The organism is Nonomuraea sp. NPDC049028, assembly GCF_043197735.1.
Lineage (GTDB): Bacteria > Actinomycetota > Actinomycetes > Streptosporangiales > Streptosporangiaceae > Nonomuraea.
In genome coordinates this window covers 21,233-38,384 of record NZ_JBICTR010000028.1, presented here as the reverse complement: position 1 = coordinate 38,384, position 17,152 = coordinate 21,233, and the positions used below count along the sequence as shown (strand labels likewise).

Sequence of the window (17,152 nt, the reverse complement as noted above, 5' to 3'; positions counted from 1 at the left end):
CGCTGGACGCCATGCTCGAGAAACTGATCGTGCCCTACGCCGCCGCGATCGAACAGCGCCGCCACCGCCAACGCGGAGGGCACCGCCGCCCCGGCACCCGAGGCGGAGTGTTCCGGCAAAAGATCACTGACGGCGACCGGATCCTCGCTACGATCCTCTACCAGCGCCGCGTCTGCACCCTCGACACCCTCGCCGAACTGTTCGACATCAGCCGCAGCACCCTGTGGAACGCGATCAACGACGTTCTGCCCATCCTCAACACCCACGGCGCCGCCATCACCCCCGCCGACCACCGCTACGCCTCGGCCGCCGCCCTCCTCGCCTCGATAGAAACACCACCCGAGCACCCCGACCCAGGAAAACCAGCATGTTGATTCTTGGCGGCCACGGTGGATCACACACGTCTGGACGATGGTGCGCGGCCAGACAGCCTCCACCGCCTGAGGCAAGCCCTTGAGCCCGTCGCAGACCAGCATGAGGACATCGTCCACGCCGCGGTTCTTCAACTCGGTCAGCACCGCCAGCCAGTGTTTGGCGCCCTCGCCGCCGTCGCCGGCCCAGATGCCGAGGATGTCGCGGTGACCGTCGACGGTGACGGCCATGACCAGGTAGATGGGCCGGTTGGCGACATGACCGTCCCTGATCTTGACGTTGATCGCGTCCACGAACAGGACCGGGTACACGCGATCGAGCGGCCGATTCTGCCATTCGGCCATGCCGTCCATGACCTTGTCGGTGATGGTGGAGATGGTCTGCTTGGAGACCTGGGCACCGTACACCTCGGCCAGATGCGCGGAGATCTCGCCGTGCGTGAGGCCCTTGGCCGACAGCGACAAGACCATCTCATCCACTCCGGACAGCCGGCGCTGCCGCTTGCGGACCAGCTGGGGCTCGGAAGGTGCCGGCCACATCGCGTGGTACCCGCACCTCCACCGGGCCGACGTCGGTCACCACGGTCTTGGTGCGGCTGCCGTTGCGGCTGTTGCCGCTGTTCTTCCCGGCCGGGTCGTGCCGGTCGTAGCCGAGGTGATCGGTGATCTCGCCTTCCAGCGCCGACTCCAGTACCCGCTTGGTCAGCTGCTGCAGCAACCCGCCCTCGCCGGTCAGCTGCAGACCCTCGCTGCGGGCTCGACCCACCAGCATCGAGATCAGTTGCTCGTCCGTCATTGAGCGGTCCGGCTCGGCAGGCACTTCGTTCATAGACAGCGACTCCACGGCAGTCTCGGACATCAAGTGTGTCTCCCTTGATCATCAGATCCGCCGTTAGTTTTACAGTCCCCCTTGTGGACAGCGTCCGCGCTGCGGTATCTGGCCCGACACGCGTTCGAGCGGGCCGGCGCATCCGGGGTAGCCGCCACCAGGCTCCCGGCGGGGAGACCGCGTGTTTCATTCACGCACGCATGCGGCGCGTCATCGACACCGTGACGACTCGCCACCCGGGCGCGACCATCGTGCTGGTCAGCCATGGGACGTTCTTGCACATCGGCCTTACCGAGCTCCTGCGAAACGTGTCCCCTGAGTGGGCCGAAGGATTCCCCCTCGTGAACGCGGGCACGATCGTGGCGCTGCACGGACCGGATGGCCTTCGGTGTGAAACATGGTGCGGAGCGGTGCCGCCCGGCGACTCCTAATCAGGTCGTTGTGGCGAACGGCCGATGCTCGGCCGGCTACATGGGCGTGTCAGTACGTTCCCGGACACCCCTTCGGCATCCTGGCCCCACTGGCCACGAGCGTTCTCAGCGTGGTGGTTCCTGGCCTGAAATGACCTCAGCACCTCAGCACGGCGCAGCTCCGGGCTGGCTTCTGGTCGGCCCGCGGGTTAGCCCAGGCGGAGTCGCGAGGATCCCGCAGGTGTCCCGAAGCATGTCCAGAACCAGGGACGCCCCGTGTGGCCGGAGTTATGCGGTGCGGTTGCCACCACATGGGGCATTATGACCGGCGACCGGAGCGGGTTGGCCGTAAGGCTGTGAACAAGCTGCGCAACCCGGGCAAGCGCTACCGCCAGGCCGGCCAGCGTGTGCGGACGGCGTGGGCCATCAGCCGTCGCCGGGCCGGGCTCCCCGTCGCGGTGCAGCAACTGGTCGTAGGCGGCGGAGTGGCAGTTGGTGGAGCCGTTCTTGCCGGTGGGTGAGCGCGGGCCCTACCCAGCTTTGCGTCGGCCGTTGATGCCGTGGTGTGGCGATTTCGGACCGGGAGCCCGTGGCGGGATGTGCCTGATCGCTACGGGTCCTGGTCAACCGTCTACAACCTCTTCCGGCTGTGGGTGACCGCGAGTACCTTCCAGGCGCTGATGGACGAGATGATCGCTGAGGCCGCGGCCCGGGAACAGGTCGACCTCAGCCTGGTCAGCGTGGACTCCACTGTTGCCCGCGCCCAGCACGCAGGACGGCTCCGGCAACCGCCGCCGCCCTGCCCGCCACCGCAACCATCACCCGGACGCGGGTCGGCGCGCCGGGCGGATGCCCGGGCCGGGCGGGGGTGCGCCGGCCCCAGACGGCGCCCCGGCGACCGAGACCCGCATGATCGGCCAGTGCACCTGCAGGGCGATCGGTGGGTGCGGCGGAGTATGGATGACAGCCTGACCCTTCAACAGGAAGACACTCGCCGATGACAGAGAAAGTGACGTGACCGCCAACGCGGATGAGCAGGTGTCCGACAGCGATCTCGGCGCCCGCTTGCGGTCAGAGCCGGAGCTGTTCACGGTCGTGCACCATCGCTACTTCCAAGCCATCTACCGCTACGCCGCCGGGCGGCTGGATGCACAGACGGCCGAGGACATCGCCGCCGACACCTTTTTGACCGCCTTCGACCGGCGTGATCGGTTCGATCCAGGACGTGGCAGCCTGCGGCCCTGGCTGTTCGGCATTGCCACCAATCTGATAGCTGGGCACCGCCGCAAGGAGGCCCGCCACTACGCGGCGTTGTCGCGTATCGCGCCCGAACCGGACGTCGAGGGACCCGAGAACCGTGTCGTCACCTTCGTCGCCGCCCAGCGGATGCAGCCGCACCTGGTCAAAGCCATGGCCGCGCTGTCACCGGGAGAGCGCGACGCGGTGCTGCTCGTTGCGCTGGGCCAGCTCAGTCACGAGGAGGTAGCCGAGGCTCTCGGTATTTCCGTCGGCACGGTGAGCTCGCGGATCAGCCGCGCTCGAGCCAAACTCCACAACACCTTCGACAAGGAGGCACTTCATGGATGAACTGCAGACCCTTGCCACATTGCTGGCCGCGCCCGAGTCACCCCAGGCGGCCGAACGCAGCCTGCGCCGAATCCAGCAGCGGATGCGCCGTCCCTCGCGGCCGAGCCGCAGAGCATGGTTTGCAGCTGGCGTGAGCTTGGCAGCTGCCGCTGCCGCTGCCGTCGTGGTCGTCTCCGGTACGGCTGCACCCACGGCCGCTCCGAACGGCCCGCCGCCTACCGCGGCTCAGCTAACGGCCGGTGGGATACTGCTCGCCGCTGCCACCACTGCGGAACGCGAGCCTGAAGGCTCGGGCGCCTACTGGCATGTCAAGACAAGCTACAGCGGCAATGCATTGGAGAGCTGGACCGCTCGAGACGGACGCACCTGGTGGCGGGGCGACAAAACGGCCGGCAAGGTGGTCAAGCTCGCCAGATCTACCCCCTTCCGGCTCGGCGGCCTGGAGGTGAGCTTCGAGCAGCTGCAAAAGCTGCCCGCCGAACCCGACGCGCTGAAAACCTGGATCAGCGACGGCCTGGAGCACAGCGATGTCAAAACCAGCGCTGGGCGACTGGACGCCGCAGGGCAGGCCCGCTCGGTCTTCAGCGGACTGGTCTCCCTGGTCTCGCAACTCCCGGCCTCGCCCGAGGTCCGAGCCGCAGCCTTCCGGGCGCTGGCCTCCTACCCCGAGGTCAAGAACCTGGGCGCGGTCGATGGCGGGGAGGGTCTGCTGATCCCCTTTGCCGAATCACCAGTACAGCTGGTCGTCGATCCTGCGACCTCCCAGGTGCGCAACACCAACTTCTACGTCACCACCGACGGAACAGAAGTCACTGTCCAGGACAAGCCGGTGACGATCGACACTGGATGGACCGACACGCTCCCCGCCGGCGACTAGACAGTGCCTGATAAATGATCAGCGCCGGTGCGGTTGAATGATCGGTCACGGTAAGGCGTGGCGAGCTGACCGATAAAGCCTGGCAGCGGATCGAGCCGCTGCTGCCCGTCACGGACGATCGTGGTCATCCGTGACGGGATCTTGTGGCGGTTACAGGCAGGAGCGACCCGGCGTGACATCCCCGAACGGTACGGTCCCTGGCAGACCTGCTACGAGCGGCTCACCCGCTGGGACCAGGACGGCACCTGGGCCCGCTTGCTGGAGGAAGCCCAGGTCAAAGACGACTCGATCGGCAACGTGGAGTGGAGTTTCACCATCGGCTCCACCATCGCCCAGGCACACCAGCACGTGGCCGGAGCTCGAAAAAGGGGGAGACGCGGAAGGGACGATGGATACGAAGCAATCACAAAACGGCAGCCGCTCGACCGGTCCCGAGCAGGACTCACCACCAAGCTCCACCTGATCACCGACGCCCGCGGCCTGCCCATGACCCTCCACCTGACGCGCGAAAACGTCGTGGACTGCACCGCGTTCGAAGCGGCCATGGCCAAGCTGCGACTGCCTCGCAGCGGCAAAGGCCGACCCACACCCGCCCGGACCCAAGTACTGAAACGACATAAACCGTGACGGTATGAGATCGATGACCGCCTACCAGCCGGTACACCTAAACCGAGATCAACTCGTCCGCGACGCTCGGCCCGCAACTCCCTGACCTGCGGCGGAGGCTTATCGCTCAATTCCGACCTCACCAGTACCAGGCCCCAGCCGGCTGCGTGCTAGGTCAGCCGGGCCTCCAAGCCAGCGATCATCTGCGTCAGCAGGCTGGTCGGACTACCTGCGAGCCGACCTTGTCGAGACCGGCGACCTTGGTGATGCACTCGTCGGCGGCCTGGGCCATGGTGGCGAACTCCTGGCGCGCGATCGAGTGGGGGTTGGCAGCCTCGTAGGTGGTGGCGCGGTGCATGTCCTTGACCGAGGTCATCGCCGCGCGTGCGGCCGACATCGCGTCGCGGGCGCTGAATTCGTCGCCGTGCCCCTCGCGCATGTAGCGGGTGGTCCAGACCCGGCGCCGGGCAGAGTCACGCCGGGTGGGGTCGGCCGACGGCTGGAACCCTTCCAGGCGGTCGCCTCGGTTGGCCGCGATCACACAGACGACCTTGACGGCCCGCCGCAGGCGGGCGCCGTCCTTGCCGCCGGCGTCGGCGGCAATGTCGGCGTAGCTGACCTCGCGGCCGTGGTTGCTGCGCAGCCAGATCATCACCTCGGCGACGTGGTCTCGGCGCGAGTCCAGCCCAGCTCATCACGGCGTCGGCTCACAGGAATTTCCCGTTCTCATCCATGAAAGCCGCGAGCGCGGCGTCGTCCAGAGCAGCGCCGGTGGCCATGTCACGGACGGCGGCGATAGCCGCTTCGGCGCCGTCACATAGCTCCGCGATGGCCTCCGCGCGGTCCGATGGCACCGGCACCATGCTGTGCTTCCTCTCGGTCGTGGCTGGCCCAATTTTGTTCGATCCGACAGTCCGAATGAATCGATATCCGACGAGAGATGTTTGCGCGGGCTTCATCAAATGTCCCTTACAGGACGCTGAGATCGAGTCGCGAAGTATGCCCTGCCCAACTGATGTAGGACGTTGAGGTCCGAAGATTCAACATTGGTTGCTTGTATAGCGGAGGCCAGCCGCGCAGGGTGTTCTCACCACTTCACGTGACCCTCTGGGCGCGGCGAGCAACTGGTTATCCGATCAACACGTGGTCATGCGACTGGAGCAGATCACCTATAGGCAACTGCAACATGGAGGGTGTCATGGAGAAGCCGGTTCCACCGGTGAGCGGAGAGCGCCTGATCCGGTTCGATCATGATTTTTCCCGACGAGACGCTCTGCGCCTGCTCGGTTGGGGCGGAGCGTTGTTCACTGTCCCCGGCCTGGTCGGATGTGGGGCCAGTGGTGGATCCGCTGCTTCGGACTCGCGCATCGCGCGACAAGGGTCGGACAAGCCCATCCCCAAGCTGACCTGGGCGGTGGAATCGGGTCCACGGAGCCTCGATTTCAACCACGCCTTCGACGGGTATTCCTGGGTCGTCTTCAGCGAACTGGCGGAGCCGTTGGTCGCCACCAGTCCCCAAGGAAAGCTGCTTCCGAAGCTGGCGGTCTCCTGGGAGCAGCCGAACCCGAACAGCATCGTGGTCACACTGCGCCAGGGCGTCAAGTTCTGGGATGGCAAGCCACTCACGGCCGAGGACGTGGTCTGGTCGCTGAACCGCACGGGGGATCCAAAGGTCGCCTCCGAATTCGGCCCGAACTGGCAGAACGTCGACTCGGTGCAGGCCACGTCCGCAGACAAGATCACTATCAGGTTGAAGGAACCCGACAACACCTTCATCTACAATCTGCGCTTCCCGGTGATCTATCAGAAGGAGCACGGCATTGCCGCCGGCGAGAACTTCGGGAGCCCAACAGGTTTGATCATGGGCACTGGCCCATACCAGATCAAGGCTTTCTCGCCCGCCACCGGTGCAACCATGACCCGCTTCGCTGGGTATTGGGGGACTCGACCCCTTGCGGAGCAGATCGAGGTAAAGGCCATCTCCGACCCGGACACACTGCGCCTGGCGATCCAGTCAGGTGACGTCGCCGGGACGTTCAACGTTCCCCAAACCAATGCGTCCGCATGGGACACCATGACGTCGGCGAGCGTCACGTATGGGCCATCGCCCAGTGTCACCCTTCTCATCCTTGATCCCACCCAGGCGCCGTTCAACGACGTTCACGCGCGGCAGGCCATCGCCTATGCCTTGGACCGTCCTGGCATCGTCAGAGCTATCGGGCACGGTCACGGGTCGCCCGCCAACAGTGTCTCCAGCCCTTTCACGTGGCAGAACGCGGCGTCGGCGGCTGAGGTGGACGCGTTCTTCTCGACGCTGCCGAACCTGACGCTGGATCTGGCGGCGGCCAAGGCCGAGCTGGCCAAGTCCGCCACTCCCAACGGGTTCTCCGTTACGGTCCTGGTGCCCAGCAACGCGTTCACCGAACTCAGCTTGATCATGCAAACGCTCAAGGAGAACGTGAAGGGCCTGGGCATCACGATCGACGTCAAGGAGGTGCCGCTGGCGGACTGGGCCGGCTCGGTGCGCGGCAAGAAGAAGCCGCCGATGAGCATCGCCGGACTCAGCCCGCTTTCGCCGGACCCGCTTTCGCTGGTCGGGTCGCTCCTCACGGGCGGCTTCAGCACTTACGCCCCCTCGGGGATGACGTCGGATCTGGCCAAGTACAAGTCGGCTGCTCCCGCCCGCCAGCTGGAGATCGCCAAGAAGGTTGTCACGCAGTTGTCGGCGGAGATGCCCTTCGTGCCCATCGTCTACGGCACCGCCAGCATCGCCTTGGGCAAGGACTTGGTCTTCACCAGCGATATCACCGGCAATACGTCTACCGGCGGTGGGTGGGCCCAGTTCATCAAGTTGGCGTCGTGATGCCGGTCCCGGTTCACGACACGATCGGCGCTGCCCGCTCTGTTCCCGCCACCGACCAGTGGCGGGAACGGTGGGAGCCGTGGGCAGAGGGGGAACGTGAGTGAAGGGTCTGTGGTGGGTGGGGCGGCGGCTGCTGACCATCGCGGCGCAGCTCCTGATGGTCTCAGTGGCGATCTTCGCGGTGCTGCACCTGACGCCGGGGAAGCCGGAGCAGATCCTGCTGGGCACACAGCCGTCCACCCCTGCAGCGCTTGAGGCGATTCGGGCGAAATATCACCTGAATGAACCGTTGGTGGATCAATACTGGTTGTGGCTGCAGAAGGCGGCCCATCTGGACTTCGGCCGGTCTATCCAGACCGGTCAGACCGTGACCGGCGTGATCGGCGAGCGTCTGCCCGTCACGCTCTTTCTCGCGGTCTACGCGTTGGCTCTCGTGGTCTTGGTCGCGGTACCTCTTGGTCTGGTCGCCGGGGTGCGTGCTGGTACGGTCGTCGACCGGATCGTCACGACGATCACCACGGTGGGGTTCAGCGCTCCGGCGTTCGCGGTGGGTATCGCGTCGTTGTACGTCTTCGGCGTCACGCTGGGTTGGTTCCCGGTTTATGGCTCGGGCGATGGCTTTGTCGACAGAGCCTGGCATCTCAGTCTCCCGGCGGGAACGCTGGCCCTCACGGTCATCGCCCTGATCGCACGGCAGGCCAGGGCGTCGGCCATCAAGGTCAGCGATCAGGACTTCATGACCTTCGCCATGGCTCGGGGGCTGCCGCGCCACCAGGTGTGGGGGCGATACCTGTTGCGCAACAGCTCGCTGCCGATCGCGACGTCCATCGGCCTGGTACTCGGTTACTTCCTGACCGGGGCAGTGATCGTCGAACAGACCTTCGCGTTGCCAGGTATCGGATCGGTGATCTTGAGCTCTATCAGTACCAAGGATCTCCCGATGGTGCAGGGGCTGGGTTTGCTTGCAGCGCTGTTCGTACTGCTCGCCAACCTGCTCGCCGATTTTTCCTACACGATTCTCGATCCGCGGTTGCGCAGGGAGATGTTCGCATGAACCTGAACGTCCTCACACAGAAACCGTCGAAGCCACCGGGATCGGCAGGACGGCGACTGCCGGTTCTCGTCCCGCTTTCGTGCTGTTGCGTGCTGGCTTTGGCGTTCGCCGCGGTGTTCGGGAGTTGGCTGGCGCCCCTGGATCCGTCTCAGCAGAACCTGCTCGAAGCGGGACTGCCTCCGGCGGGTGGACATCTGCTGGGCACCGACCAGTTCGGCCGCGACATTTTGTCACGGGTGCTGGTGGGCACAAGGGCGGCGATGGAGGGACCGCTGGTGGTCGCCCTGTGTGCGACCGCCGTAGCCGTCACACTCGGGCTGCTCGCGGGGTTCAAGGGCGGTTGGACCGACGCGGTCATCATGCGTGTGATGGACATGTTGTTCGCGATCCCGGGCTTGCTCGTGGTCACCGTGGTCGTGGGTCTGTTCGGTGGCGGGTACTGGCTGGCCGTGATCATGCTGGTCGTGTTGACGGCGCCAGGCGGGACGCGGGTGATCCGCTCGTCGGTGCTCGCGCAACGCAATCTGCCCTACATCGAGGCCGCGCGCACCCTGGGGGTGCCCACCCGAAAGCTGATGTTCATCCACATCCTGCCGAACATCCTGCCGAACGTGGTGGCTGCGGCTTTGCTTGACTTCGTGGGTGGGCTGATCTCCCTGTCGTCTCTGTCGTTCCTGGGCCTCGGCTCGCCCCCGGGGGCGTCGGACTGGGGGCGGATGCTCGCCGAGAACCGTGGCCTGCTGGGGCAGAACCCATGGGCCGCGATCGCTCCTGCCCTGCTGCTGATCGTGGCTGCGTTTTCGGTGACCGTACTGGGTGACTGGGCCTACGCCCGGCTGGAGGAGGGACGGAATGTCCGCGACTAGCGGGATGCGACCGGACGCCGCACAACAGGCAACACCACCGGGAGTGGAGCCGGACGAGCTGCTGAGGGTGCGGGACCTGAGGATAGCCAACACCCGCTCCGGGCGCACGCTGGTCAATGGCATCGGCTTCACCGTTCGGCGTGGTGAGACAGTCGCCCTGGTCGGGGAGTCCGGGTCGGGCAAGTCGCTGACGGCCAAGGCACTGGTGGGCCTGCTCCCCAAGGGACTGAGCTGCTCGGGTTCGGCGATGCTGGGAAACGACGACCTGCTCACGGCTTCCCCGCGACGGCTGCGGCAACTGAGGGGCAGCGGTGTCAGCATGTTGCTGCAGGACCCGTTCACCATGCTCAACCCGCTGATCCGGGTGTCAACGCTGCTCGGCGAGACGCTTCGCGCCACGCCCTCTGGCGCGCCGAGACGGTCCAGGACCAGGTTGACTGCCGAGATCGACAGACGGCTGGCCGAGGTCGGCATCACCGCCGCGGGCGCATCGCGCAAATATCCATGGGAGCTGTCGGGCGGGATGCGTCAGCGTGCGGGCATGGCCGCATCGATAGCGAAAGACCCAGGTCTGCTGATCGCTGATGAGCCCACCACGGCGCTGGATGCCACGATCCAGCGCGAGGTGCTGAGGCTGCTCCACCGCATCCAAAAGGACCGCGGGATGGGGCTTTTGCTGATCACACACGATCTTCGAGTCGCGTTCTCGATGAGTGACCACGTGCTGGTCATGTCGGACGGCAATCTACTCGAACAAGCCGACCCGCAGACTTTGCGCCAGCACCCCAAGACCGACTACACCAGGAAACTGCTCGCGGCCGATCTGCCCTTGCATCGCCGCCTTGAGCAACTGCACCGAGAAGCCCTCACCCCCGAACCGAGCAGCGGAGATTCAACCACGGTCTCTCCCACCACGAGAGCGCCTGACGCCGCCCCGATAGTGGCCAGCGGCCGGGACGACAACGGCCCCGGCGCCTTGCTCCAGATCCGAAATCTGAAAAAACGCTTCGGCTCGCCCTCGCCCGAAGCCCAAGCTGAGAATCTGTGGGCGCTCAACGGCGTCGACATCGAACTACGCGACGGCACCAACGTGGGGATCATCGGCGAATCCGGCTCCGGCAAGACCACCCTCGCGCGATGCCTGCTCGGACTGGAGACACCGACATCGGGCAGCATCGAGGCCGCCGGGTTGCGACTGGACGACCGTTCCACACTTGACCGAAATCAGTCCGGCCGCGCGCGCCGCCTGATCCAGTGTGTCTTCCAGGACCCCTACTCGTCCCTGAACCCCGCCCACGGAGTCGGCTACATCCTCGGTGAGGCGATTCGTCTCCGATCGGGCGGCGAGCTGGACAGCAGGTCGGTAAAGGCGGAAATTGAACGACTACTCACAGAAGTCGGCCTGCCCGCCGATTTCGCTGGCAGACGGCCTGCGACGCTGTCGGGCGGTCAGCGGCAACGTGTCGCCATCGCCCGCGCGCTGGCGATGCGACCCAAGATCCTCATCTGTGATGAACCTGTGGCCGCTCTCGATGTCTCCGTGCAAGCACAGGTCCTGCAAGTCCTGCGCGATGTTCAAGCGCAAGGCGTCAATCTACTGTTCATCACCCACGACCTGGCGGTCGTACGGCAGATGACCCAAGAGCTTGTCGTTCTTTACCACGGCGAGATCGTCGAACGTGGCGCCACCGCCGAGGTGATCGACAGCCCTCGGCACGACTACACCCGGCGACTTATCGCGGCTGTTCCCACCGGAACCCCGGACTGGCTCGCCGACGACCGAACCACCAGCAGGTAGCCGCCGGCTCAGCCGAAACGGCGCGACGCGCACGGCGTGCCTTCTCCGAGAGGCCCGAGGCAGATGACTTCCACCGTCCACGACAGGAGCTATCCATGACCGCTTCGATGGAGCGATCACACGACTTCACCGATCTGACCGGCCTGCGCCATGCGCTGCACCAAGTTCCCGAAGTGGGCTTGGATCTGCCGCTTACCCAAGCGATCGTGCTGGACGCGCTGTCGGGCCTCGACCTGGAAATCACCACGGGGATCAATTGTTCATCGGTCGTCGGTGTGCTGCGAGGTGACAGGAACGTTCCCGATGCCAACCGGCGAACGATATTGCTCCGCGCAGACATGGATGGCCTTCCGCTTCGCGAAGAAGCGGATATCTCCTTCCGATCGCGGCACGACGGTGCCATGCACGCCTGCGGTCATGACGTCCACACCGCGATGCTGATCGGTGTCGCGCATGTCTTGGCTGCGCAACGGGATCGCCTACCCGGCGACGTCATCTTGATGTTCCAGCCGGGCGAGGAGGGCTTCGACGGCGCCAGCGTGATGATCGAGGAGGGTGTGCTGAGCGCAGCGGGACGGCACCCGGACGCGGCGTGGGCTCTCCACGTGATGTCCGGGCTGGTGCCTCGTGGTGCAGTCACCGCCCGGCGCGGGCCGATGCTGGCCTCAAGCAATGCGCTGCGCGTCACGGTCCGCGGAGCCGGCGGGCATGGATCGGCGCCGCACCGGGCCCGGGATCCGATACCTGCCGCGGCGGAGATGGTGACAGCTCTGCAGACACTCGTGTCGCGGACCACCTCTGCGTTCGATCCGGTCGTCGTGACGGTGGGAGAGTTTCATGCGGGAACCAAGGAGAACGTCATCCCCTCGCATGCCAGATTCTCGGCGACCATCCGGTGCTTCGATGGAGACGTCCTCAACCGGCTGGAAACAGATTGCACGCGCCTGTGTCATGGCATCGCCACCGCACATGGGCTGCAGGCGGATGTGCAATTCGAGCGCATGTACCCGGTGACGGTAAATGACCCGCACGCGGTCGGCCTTGCCGAGCAGCAGGTCGACAGGGTCTTGGGCGGCGAACGGTGGCATGCCATGCCGAATCCCGTCGCAGGTGCGGAAGACTTCTCGCGAGTGCTCCAGGCGGTTCCCGGCGCCATGCTCTTCCTGGGCGCGTCCGTCACCGATGAGTGGAATGACGCGCCGGACAACCACTCTCCCCACGTGCTCTTCGACGACGCCGTCATGTCTGATGGCGTCGCTCTTCTCGGCGAGCTTGCGCGAGTGTCACTGTTCCGATCCCATGCGAGCGACAAGGTCTTGGGGTAACCGTCCCGCGACCCCCATCTTGGGGTCCACTGGTCTGGAGACACAATGTCATCAACTACGGCTGACGTGGTCATCGTCGGCGCAGGCGTCATCGGTTCTTCCGCAGCCTTGGAACTGGCGAAGCTCGGACTACGTGTCGTCGTCGTTGACAAGGCCGGAGGGGTCGGTCATGGGTCGACCAGCGCCTCGAGCGCGGTTGTGCGTTTCAACTACTCCACCTGGGACGGCGTCGCGACCGCTTGGGAGTCCAAGCATTGCTGGGACGATTGGGCCGACTACCTCGAGTTCCGCGATGAGGTTGGCCTGGCGGCGTTCGTCCGCGCCGGCATGGTGATGCTCGACGCGCCGGTCGCGCCGCGCGGGCGCGTGACCGGATTGTTCACCACCATTGGTGTCCCGTACGAGGAATGGGACAGCAGAACCCTCAGCGTGCGTCTCCCGGCGATTGATACAGGAAAGTACTGGCCACCGAAGCCGGTGGATGACGAGAGCTTCTACGCCGATGCGACCGAACAACTCGGCGCGCTGTACACCCCTGACGCCGGTTTCATCGATGATCCTCAGCTGGCCGCCCACAACCTCGCCGCGGCTGCACAAGCCCGGAATGCGATGTTCATCTTTAATCGGTCGGTGGTCAAGGTCGTCCGGGACGCCGGACGCGTCCGCGGTGTCACTCTGTCGGACGGATCCCGGCTTTCGGCCCCCGTGCTCGTCAATGCCGCAGGGCCCTGGTCGAGTGCGTTGAATAGGCTCGCCGGGGTCGGAGCCGAGTTCACCATCGGCGTCCGCCCGATGCGCCAGGAGGTGCATCAGGTCACCGCACCCCCGGACTACGGAGAAAACGGCGGGTTTGGGCCGTTGATCGGCGACCTGGATTTGGGTGTCTACCTGCGTCCGGCACCGGGTGGTCAACTTCTCGTCGGAGGGACCGAACCCGACTGTGACCCCCTGGAATGGCTTGATGATCCCGACCAGGCCAACCTGAATGCGACCGCGCCTCGCTTCGCGGCACAGGTCACCCGTGCCGCACGGCGCCTGCCCGGCCTTACTGTCCCGAACACCTTCACGGGAATCGCCGGTGTGTACGACGTCGCGGATGACTGGACGCCGATCTATGACCGCACCGACCTTGACGGCTTCTACGTGGCCATGGGTACGAGCGGAAACCAGTTCAAGAACGCCCCTCTCGTCGGCCGATTCATCGCCGCCCTCGTCAAGGGCGTCGAAGACGGCCACGACCACGATACTGAGCCGCTTCGCTACCGGGGCGAGCACACCGGGCACGACATCAATCTTGGTGCTTTCTCGCGAAAGCGGCCCGTCAATACAGATTCCTCGCAATCGGTTCTGGGGTGACGTGATGACAAGAACGCCGGGTGACCCCGACGCGGCGAGAGTCGCCAAGGCCGCCGAGGACTACTGGCAACTCCTCGCGGCGCATGAACCGGAGATCCGCTCGCGCGCGGGCCTGCCGGTGGAACGACTGCCCACCCGTAGCCACGCTGAGGTGACGAACCGGGCAGCCAGGCTACGCCAGATCGTGGAGCAAGTCGCTGATCTCGATCGAGCTCAACTCAGCGGAGCAGACGCGGACACCCTGAATTCGCTGGTTTTCCTGACCGATTCCGCCTCCGGTGAGGCGGACCATTTCTGGTTGACGCCCGCCGCCACGCCCTATCAAACCTACGAGCTATCGCGCTACCGCAGCACGGTCTTCGCCGCCCATCATTTCGCATCAGCGTTTGACGTGACCCGCTATCTCGATCTCGCGGCCCAATACGCCCGCCGCTTCCATGCGCTGGCCGCGACCCTGCACGGCCAGCGGACGCGAGGGATCTTGATCGCCAGGCCGGCACTTGGATCCGCCATTTCCACGATCAAAGCGCTCCGGGAATCCGCGGCTGAGACCCTGAACGTCAATGGGGCCCGATTGACCGAGCTGGATATCGCCGCCGTGGGGCGCCTCACCGGCGGCATCGCGCACCTGCTGGACAGAGAGGTAGTCCCGGCGATCGAACGAGTGCTGGCGATCATAGATTCGGCCGACTACGCGGATCGGGCACCCGCCGGCGTCGGCCTGTCCATCTATCCCGGTGGGGAGGAGGCCTATCGCTTCATGGTCCGGCGCGACACCAGCCTGGACATAAGCCCTGAAGAGCTGCATCGGCTCGGCCTGGAGCAGTGTCAGCAACTCGGCGAACGCATGAGAGACATCCGGTCCGTGCTGGGATTTAACGTCGACGAGCCAGAATTCAGGAACATATTGAAAGCGCAGAGCCATCTCTATGCGAGCTCACCGGCAGAAATAGAGGAACGCTATAGCTCATACATGTCCCAGGTGGAACCACTGATCGGCGACTACTTCGGCGTCCTGCCATCCGCACGGTACGGAGTGACCCGCATGGAGGAGAGTCTGGAATCCGGATTGACTTTCGGCTACTACGAGTTGCCCACCCCCACACAACAACTGGGACGCTACCGATACAACGCGGCAAACCCGGCCGAAAGCTCCCTACTTTCCGCCGCAGCGCTGATCTACCACGAACTGGTGCCGGGGCATCACCTCCAACTTGCCCGGCAACTCGAAAACACCGAACTACCGCCCTTCAGAAGATATCCGCTGGACTTCACGGCATTCATCGAGGGTTGGGCCGAATACGCAAGCGGCCTCGGCTGGGAGATGGGGCTCTACGAGAACCCCTGGGATGCCTACGGCCGTCTGTCGAACGAGCGGTTCACAGCGGCAAGACTGGCTCTGGACACAGCTCTCAACTGCGGTTGGTGGACCGAAGAAGAAGCGCTCGCGTTCATGCGCCGCAACATGTCCGAGTCCGAGACCCAACTGCGGTCGGAACTGCTGCGCTACGCAACGGACAGACCTGCGCAGGCTCTCAGCTACCGCACCGGCTTCCTCGCGATCACCCGAATGCGCGCCGAGGCGGAATCACGGGCAGGTGGCCACTTCAAGATCCGCGAGTTCCACGACGCGATCCTCAGTGCCGGAGCATTGCCCCTCACCGCACTCGACAGCCGGCTGACGCGCGAGCTATGGCCGTTCGGCCGGTAACGACCGTAGATCCACTAACGACGTGAACGATCAAATGTGCCAAGCCAAGCGGCGGGAAACGCATCCACGGCATGGTGACCGCAGCCCTCAGTTGGCGAGCGCGACTGCGTCGTCGGACACCGTAGGCTTACGCCGTGGGGTCTGAACTGCAACGACTCGTCGAAAATCTCGGCAGGCGCCTCGGCCGATCGGTCGCGGTCGATGATCCGGCCCTGCATCTGCTGGCCTACAACCCCCATGCCGGCACCATAGACACAGCCCGTACCGAATCCATTCTCAAGCGCGCGGTCCCCCGTGAGGTCGTCCAATACGTCTATGACTGCGGAGCGGCCACAGCCGAGGATCTGTTCACCGTCCCTGCCCGTCCTGACATGAGCATGGACATAGCCCGGATCGGCATGCCCATCCGCCACCGGGGCGCGCTTCTGGGATTCATCTGGCTGCTGGCCTCCGACGGGCCCGTTGGCGATGATCACGCAGATGCCGTACGCCGATCAGCCGAGACAGTCGCCATGATCATGCATCGCGAATACCTGCTCGGCGAACTCAGCCGTGGTCGCGAACGCGAACTGACCCGCGATCTTATTTCTGGTCATGCCGAGGTCCGCACGCAGGCAGCCGATCAACTGGTCTCCGAGAATTTGTTCTCAGCCGGTCCTGCCCTGGCCTTGGTCGTCAGCTTGACGCGGACCGGTGCACCTCTCACCGATTCCGACCGGATCGCGCTGGCCGCAGGCGTCGACTTCGGCCGGAATCGTCGCCCGCAGCGCACAGCCCTCACGCTTGAACGTCCCGACCATGCCATTCTGTTGCTGGCCCAGCACGACGCTATCGAGCGCCAAGCGATCAAGGATCTCGCCGGTTTCATTCGCGAACGCGTGCTGGCCGAAACGGAGACCGGAGGACACTGCTGGGTCGGCATCGGTGAGGCCCGGGCAGCGCTCAGCGATGTCCACCACTCCTACGCCGATGCCCGCCGCGCGGCCGATGTCGCACGCATCGTCCATGTGCTCGGTACGGTCGTCCGGTACGGCGAACTCGGGGTGTACGGCATGCTCGCCGAACTTCCCGCCGACAGGCTCGCCGACAGCCTGCATCCAGGCCTACGGGCGCTGTTCGAACGGCACAGCGCCGGTGACGACGCGCTCGTCGAAACGATAGAGACGTTTCTCGACAACGCGGGCCATGTCAAAAAGACCTCCGACCGGCTGAGAATCCACCGCACAAGTCTGTATTACCGCCTCAGAAGGGTTGAAGAGATCACCGGGCTCGATCTGTCTCTGGGCAATGACCGGCTGACTCTGCACCTGGGCCTCAAGATGGCTCGACTCATTGAAATACGCTGATGCACGTTCCATCGCCTGCCGGACTCATCGCGGAGCCCCTCGTCTGAATCAGCTTCTCCTGGGCATCATCGGGTGAGCGCTTGTCGACACATGTCGAAGACAGCGGCGACCAATCCCATCGATAATCCGATGTGCCACGTGCTTACCGAATCT

General features: G+C 65.0%; 17 protein-coding genes and 1 pseudogene. 14 read left to right on the top strand and 4 right to left on the bottom strand.

Going from position 1 to position 17,152, the window contains the following annotated elements; translation table 11 throughout:
- Positions 1-11 precede the first annotated feature (11 nt).
- Positions 12-374 carry a transposase family protein gene (locus ACGFJ2_RS58225; RefSeq protein ID WP_393483899.1) on the top strand — a complete coding sequence of 121 codons (363 nt, stop codon included), beginning with the start codon at positions 12-14 and terminating at the stop codon, positions 372-374.
- 15 nt (positions 375-389) lie between these two features.
- On the opposite strand, the pseudogene ACGFJ2_RS58220 reads toward ACGFJ2_RS58225, so the two are convergent.
- A pseudogene (locus ACGFJ2_RS58220) lies at positions 390-1,167 on the bottom strand (IS256 family transposase); the annotation flags it as partial.
- Between the two features lie 68 nt (positions 1,168-1,235).
- Here ACGFJ2_RS58220 and ACGFJ2_RS58215 point away from each other — a divergent pair.
- The 4 genes from ACGFJ2_RS58215 (at position 1,236) to ACGFJ2_RS58200 (ending at position 4,074) form a co-directional block, all read left to right on the top strand.
- A complete protein-coding gene (locus ACGFJ2_RS58215) occupies positions 1,236-1,631 on the top strand; it encodes a histidine phosphatase family protein (protein WP_393483893.1) in 396 nt (131 codons plus the stop codon).
- Positions 1,632-2,170: 539 nt separating this feature from the next.
- Positions 2,171-2,611 carry a transposase gene (locus ACGFJ2_RS58210; protein ID WP_393483891.1) on the top strand — a complete coding sequence of 147 codons (441 nt, stop codon included), beginning with the start codon at positions 2,171-2,173 and terminating at the stop codon, positions 2,609-2,611.
- A gap of 13 nt (positions 2,612-2,624) precedes the next feature.
- The gene (locus tag ACGFJ2_RS58205; protein ID WP_357961655.1) at positions 2,625-3,197 is read left to right on the top strand and encodes an RNA polymerase sigma factor; all 573 of its coding nucleotides are present in this window, start codon (positions 2,625-2,627) and stop codon (positions 3,195-3,197) included.
- Positions 3,190-4,074, top strand: coding sequence for a CU044_5270 family protein (locus ACGFJ2_RS58200; protein WP_393483888.1), 885 nt, complete (start codon positions 3,190-3,192; stop codon positions 4,072-4,074). Before ACGFJ2_RS58205 ends, ACGFJ2_RS58200 begins: the two co-directional genes overlap by 8 nt.
- Here ACGFJ2_RS58200 and ACGFJ2_RS58195 read toward each other — a convergent pair.
- A complete protein-coding gene (locus ACGFJ2_RS58195) occupies positions 4,071-4,202 on the bottom strand; it encodes a hypothetical protein (protein ID WP_357961649.1) in 132 nt (43 codons plus the stop codon). The two genes, ACGFJ2_RS58200 and ACGFJ2_RS58195, sit on opposite strands and share 4 nt — an antisense overlap.
- On the opposite strand from ACGFJ2_RS58195, the gene ACGFJ2_RS58190 reads away from it, so the two are divergent.
- Positions 4,195-4,701: an IS5 family transposase gene (locus ACGFJ2_RS58190; RefSeq protein ID WP_358205749.1), complete on the top strand. Its 507-nt coding sequence runs from the start codon at positions 4,195-4,197 to the stop codon at positions 4,699-4,701. The two genes, ACGFJ2_RS58195 and ACGFJ2_RS58190, sit on opposite strands and share 8 nt — an antisense overlap.
- Positions 4,702-4,888: 187 nt before the next feature.
- On the opposite strand, the gene ACGFJ2_RS58185 is transcribed toward ACGFJ2_RS58190, so the two are convergent.
- Both ACGFJ2_RS58185 and ACGFJ2_RS58180 read right to left on the bottom strand, forming a co-directional pair.
- Complete coding sequence (locus tag ACGFJ2_RS58185; RefSeq protein WP_393483885.1) at positions 4,889-5,332, bottom strand: hypothetical protein; 444 nt, start codon at positions 5,330-5,332, stop codon at positions 4,889-4,891.
- Positions 5,333-5,387: 55 nt separating this feature from the next.
- Positions 5,388-5,639 carry a hypothetical protein gene (locus ACGFJ2_RS58180; RefSeq protein WP_357961635.1) on the bottom strand — a complete coding sequence of 84 codons (252 nt, stop codon included), beginning with the start codon at positions 5,637-5,639 and terminating at the stop codon, positions 5,388-5,390.
- Between the two features lie 239 nt (positions 5,640-5,878).
- Between ACGFJ2_RS58180 and ACGFJ2_RS58175 the strand changes: the two genes are divergently transcribed.
- From ACGFJ2_RS58175 to ACGFJ2_RS58140, 8 genes are all read left to right on the top strand, one after another.
- A complete protein-coding gene (locus tag ACGFJ2_RS58175; RefSeq protein ID WP_393483882.1) occupies positions 5,879-7,543 on the top strand; it encodes an ABC transporter substrate-binding protein in 1,665 nt (554 codons plus the stop codon).
- 100 nt (positions 7,544-7,643) lie between these two features.
- A complete protein-coding gene (locus ACGFJ2_RS58170; protein WP_393483879.1) occupies positions 7,644-8,597 on the top strand; it encodes an ABC transporter permease in 954 nt (317 codons plus the stop codon).
- Positions 8,594-9,463: an ABC transporter permease gene (locus tag ACGFJ2_RS58165; protein WP_393483876.1), complete on the top strand. Its 870-nt coding sequence runs from the start codon at positions 8,594-8,596 to the stop codon at positions 9,461-9,463. Before ACGFJ2_RS58170 ends, ACGFJ2_RS58165 begins: the two co-directional genes overlap by 4 nt.
- Positions 9,450-11,261 carry an ATP-binding cassette domain-containing protein gene (locus ACGFJ2_RS58160; protein ID WP_393483874.1) on the top strand — a complete coding sequence of 604 codons (1,812 nt, stop codon included), beginning with the start codon at positions 9,450-9,452 and terminating at the stop codon, positions 11,259-11,261. The genes ACGFJ2_RS58165 and ACGFJ2_RS58160 overlap by 14 nt, the downstream gene beginning before the upstream one ends.
- 95 nt (positions 11,262-11,356) lie before the next feature.
- A complete protein-coding gene (locus tag ACGFJ2_RS58155) occupies positions 11,357-12,586 on the top strand; it encodes a M20 family metallopeptidase (RefSeq protein ID WP_393483871.1) in 1,230 nt (409 codons plus the stop codon).
- 66 nt (positions 12,587-12,652) lie between these two features.
- Positions 12,653-13,942, top strand: a complete 1,290-nt coding sequence (locus ACGFJ2_RS58150; protein ID WP_357961619.1) for an FAD-binding oxidoreductase — start codon at positions 12,653-12,655, stop codon at positions 13,940-13,942.
- 4 nt (positions 13,943-13,946) lie between these two features.
- Positions 13,947-15,653, top strand: coding sequence for a DUF885 domain-containing protein (locus ACGFJ2_RS58145; RefSeq protein ID WP_393483867.1), 1,707 nt, complete (start codon positions 13,947-13,949; stop codon positions 15,651-15,653).
- A 134-nt stretch (positions 15,654-15,787) separates the two neighbouring features.
- Positions 15,788-16,999 (top strand): PucR family transcriptional regulator, encoded by a 1,212-nt coding sequence (locus tag ACGFJ2_RS58140; protein WP_393483864.1) that lies wholly within the window; start codon positions 15,788-15,790, stop codon positions 16,997-16,999.
- The last annotated feature ends 153 nt before the right edge of the window (positions 17,000-17,152 follow it).

What these genes read in the sequence shown, in the direction of transcription:
- ACGFJ2_RS58195 (WP_357961649.1), bottom strand. Translation starts at nt 4,202, where the DNA reads ATGACCACGATCGTCCGTGACGGGCAGCAGCGGCTCGATCCGCTGCCA.
- ACGFJ2_RS58180 (WP_357961635.1), bottom strand. Translation starts at nt 5,639, where the DNA reads ATGAAGCCCGCGCAAACATCTCTCGTCGGATATCGATTCATTCGGACT.
- ACGFJ2_RS58175 (WP_393483882.1), top strand. Translation starts at nt 5,879, where the DNA reads ATGGAGAAGCCGGTTCCACCGGTGAGCGGAGAGCGCCTGATCCGGTTC.
- ACGFJ2_RS58145 (WP_393483867.1), top strand. Translation starts at nt 13,947, where the DNA reads ATGACAAGAACGCCGGGTGACCCCGACGCGGCGAGAGTCGCCAAGGCC.
- ACGFJ2_RS58225 (WP_393483899.1), top strand. Translation starts at nt 12, where the DNA reads ATGCTCGAGAAACTGATCGTGCCCTACGCCGCCGCGATCGAACAGCGC.
- ACGFJ2_RS58200 (WP_393483888.1), top strand. Translation starts at nt 3,190, where the DNA reads ATGGATGAACTGCAGACCCTTGCCACATTGCTGGCCGCGCCCGAGTCA.
- ACGFJ2_RS58185 (WP_393483885.1), bottom strand. Translation starts at nt 5,332, where the DNA reads ATGATCTGGCTGCGCAGCAACCACGGCCGCGAGGTCAGCTACGCCGAC.
- ACGFJ2_RS58160 (WP_393483874.1), top strand. Translation starts at nt 9,450, where the DNA reads ATGTCCGCGACTAGCGGGATGCGACCGGACGCCGCACAACAGGCAACA.
- ACGFJ2_RS58165 (WP_393483876.1), top strand. Translation starts at nt 8,594, where the DNA reads ATGAACCTGAACGTCCTCACACAGAAACCGTCGAAGCCACCGGGATCG.
- ACGFJ2_RS58155 (WP_393483871.1), top strand. Translation starts at nt 11,357, where the DNA reads ATGACCGCTTCGATGGAGCGATCACACGACTTCACCGATCTGACCGGC.